Source organism: Mumia sp. (assembly GCF_028803055.1).
GTDB lineage: Bacteria > Actinomycetota > Actinomycetes > Propionibacteriales > Nocardioidaceae > Mumia.
Genome location: NZ_JARBCJ010000002.1, coordinates 1 through 2681, shown reverse-complemented (window position 1 = coordinate 2681; position 2681 = coordinate 1). Strand labels below are relative to the sequence as shown.

Below are 2681 nucleotides of genomic sequence, written 5' to 3'. Positions count from 1 at the left end.
GCCGTCGGCGGCCGCCCGCGCTGCCGCGTCGCCGCGGTAGTAGTCGCGCTCGGTGTCGCCCAGACGCATCGCGTGCGGCGGCGCCTCCATCCCCGGGAGAAGCGGGGCCAGGAGGTCGGACTTCTCGTAGATCAGCGCCTCGCGGCTCGTGTCGGCCAGCTCGTACTCGTTGGTCATCGTCAGGGCGCGCGTCGGGCACGCCTCGATGCACAGCCCGCAGAGGATGCAGCGCAGATAGTTGATCTGGTAGACGCGGCCGTAGCGCTCACCGGGCGAGAAGCGCTCGTCCTCGGTGTTGGAGGCACCCTCGACGAGGATCGCGTCGGCGGGACACGCCCACGCGCACAGCTCGCACCCGATGCACTTCTCGAGCCCGTCCGGCCACCGGTTGAGCTGGTGCCGGCCGTGGAAGCGCGGCGCGGTCGGCCGCTTCTCGAACGGGTACTGCACGGTGACCGGCTTCTTGAACATCGTCCGGAACGTCACGCCGAAGCCGGCGATCGGGTCCCAGAGCTGCTCCTTCAGCGTCGCCATCGCGATCAGGCCTCCTTCTCAGCCGTACGGCTGGACGACGCCCCGCTGGGGGACGGCTCCCGGCCCGGCATCGGGGGTACGGGGAATCCACCGGCGAACGCGTCGTGCTCGGTCTCGGCGACCTCGGGCGCGCGCCGCTCGGGGATGAACTGCACGACCAGCAGCGCAGCCACGACCACGCCGGCGATGATCAGGATCATCGTCGGGTCGAGGTCGCCGTCGGTGATCAGGCGACGCATGACGCAGACCACGACGATCCAGGCCAGCGAGACCGGGATGAGGACCTTCCACCCGAACTTCATGAACTGGTCGTATCGCATCCGCGGCAGCGACCCGCGCAGCCAGATGAACAGGAAGACGAAGAGCAGCGTCTTGCCGAGGAACCACAGCACCGGCCAGTAGCCCTCGTTGGCGCCGTCGATCTGCGAGATGCCCCACGGTGCTCGCCAGCCACCGAGGAACAGCGTCGTCGCGAGCGCGGAGACGGTGACCATGTTGATGTACTCGGCGAGGAAGAAGAGCGCGAACTTCAGCGACGAGTACTCGGTGTGGAAACCTCCGACCAGCTCGCCCTCGGCCTCGGGGAGGTCGAACGGAGCGCGGTTGGTCTCACCGACCATCGCGATCATGTAGATGATGAACGACGGCAGGAGCGGGAGTGCGAACCACCCGTCCGCCGCCTGCGCGGCGACGATCTCCGACGTGGACATCGAGCCGGCGTAGATGAACACGGCGACGAGCGAGAGACCCATCGCGACCTCGTACGAGATCATCTGCGCCGAGGAGCGGACCCCACCGAGGAGTGCGTACGTCGAGCCGGACGCCCAGCCGCCCAGCACGATGCCGTACACGCCGATCGACGTGACGGCGAGGATGTAGAGCACCGCCACCGGCATGTCGGTCAGCTGCAGCGGCGTCCGGGTGTCGGTGAACGGGATCGTCACCTCGGGCCCGAACGGGATCACGGCCCACGCCAGGAAGGCCGGGATCGTCGCGATCACCGGCGCGACGAAGTAGACGACCTTGTGGGCGTGCTTGGGGAAGATCTCTTCCTTGAGCGCGAGCTTGACGCCGTCGGCGAGGCTCTGCAGCAGCCCGAACGGACCCCAGACGTTAGGCCCCACACGGTGCTGCATGCGCGCCACCACGCGACGCTCGAACCAGATGTTGAAGAGGGTGAAGACCACCAGGACGACGAAGACGCAGAGCGCCTTCAGGATGACCACCCACCACGGCTCGTTGCCGAAGAGATCGCTCACAGCTGCTCCTCCGCCGGTCGGGCGAGGTCGGTATCGGTCGGCGCGGCGCTGTCACCCGGCGCCGTCGTCGCGTCCAGCTCCACACCCTCGTCCGGTGCCGGAGTCTGGTGCGGGTGCGGCGGGCCGGACAGGGCGTCGGCACGCGAGTCGGTCGTGGACCGCTCGATCGTGACGACGTCTCCGTACGTCGCACCGAGGATCCCCAGGAGCGACAGTCCGTTGGAGTTGGCCGGCGTCCAGACGACCCCGTCGGCGATGTCGGCGAGGTCGACCGGGACCGCGACCGCGCCGCGATCGGTACGGAGGATGATCTCGTCACCGGCACGCACGCCGGTCGCACGGGCGGTGGCCGCCGACAGCAACACCACCGAGGGACGTGCCGTCGCCTGGTAGTGCTGGTCTCCGTCCTGGCCACGACCGTCGTCGATCAACCGGCGCCAGGTGTCGAGGACGACCTCGCTCGGGCCGGTCCGCGGTGCGCGGCCCGGCAGCACCTCCGGCCTCGGTGCGCGCGCTCCGTCCCAGGCGCCCAGCTCCGCGAGCTCCGCGGCGGCGGCCTCGGCCGTACGGAAGCCGAGGTCATGTCCCGCGGCCTCGGCGATCCCGGCGAGCACCCGCGTGTCGGAGAGCGCGTGCGGAGGGGAGAACACGGCGCCGAACCGGCGCGGGCGTCCTTCCCAGGTGAGGAACGACCCAGCCTTCTCGGCGGGGGCGGCGACGGGTAGCACCACGTCGGCGCGCTCGGTCACCGCACTGGCACGCACCTCGAGGCTGACGACGAAGCCGGCTGCCTCGATGGCGTCGATGGCGGCCGGCGGGTCGGCGAGGTGCGCGACCACGACCCCCGCCCACCGCACGCCCCCGCGCGCAACCGGCACTGCCCCCCCC

3 protein-coding genes are annotated in these 2681 nt (G+C 70.2%); all 3 read right to left on the bottom strand.

Features of this window, described 5'->3' with window-relative positions; translation table 11 throughout:
• Positions 1-534 (bottom strand): NADH-quinone oxidoreductase subunit NuoI (gene nuoI / locus PV363_RS00360; protein ID WP_301021450.1); only part of this gene is annotated, 534 nt, incomplete at its 3' end.
• 5 nt (positions 535-539) lie between these two features.
• Positions 540-1793 carry an NADH-quinone oxidoreductase subunit NuoH gene (nuoH, locus tag PV363_RS00355; protein WP_220364923.1) on the bottom strand — a complete coding sequence of 418 codons (1254 nt, stop codon included), beginning with the start codon at positions 1791-1793 and terminating at the stop codon, positions 540-542.
• Positions 1790-2681: molybdopterin dinucleotide binding domain-containing protein (locus PV363_RS00350; RefSeq protein WP_301021449.1), on the bottom strand; the 892-nt coding region annotated here is incomplete at its 5' end. The genes nuoH and PV363_RS00350, both read right to left, overlap by 4 nt.